This is a genomic window from Mesorhizobium sp. M1A.T.Ca.IN.004.03.1.1 (assembly GCF_003997555.1).
Classification (GTDB): domain Bacteria; phylum Pseudomonadota; class Alphaproteobacteria; order Rhizobiales; family Rhizobiaceae; genus Mesorhizobium.
Map to the genome: position 1 here is coordinate 1 of NZ_RZTV01000915.1, position 244 is coordinate 244.

1 protein-coding gene is annotated in these 244 nt (G+C 66.4%); it reads left to right on the forward strand.

The annotated features are described in order from the left end of the window. Window positions 1–244 (forward strand): hypothetical protein (locus EOD29_RS34350; protein ID WP_164764072.1); only part of this gene is annotated, 244 nt, incomplete at both ends.

Below are 244 nucleotides of genomic sequence, written 5' to 3' on the forward strand. Positions count from 1 at the left end.
GGTCCAGCGCTCCGACGAGATCGAAAAGACCATGCGCGGCCTCGGCGGCATGATTGAAACCGTGTTTGAGCGGGCCGAGCAGCGCTCCAACCAGGTCACCGGGAATCTGCGCCAGGGCGTGCAGTCGTCCTTCGCCGATATCGGCCGCGTTCTGACGGAAACCGAGAAGCGCGCACAGGAGGCCGCCGAGACGATGCGCGAGGCGATCACCCGCGCCGGCGACGAGGCCAATACGACGATCGAC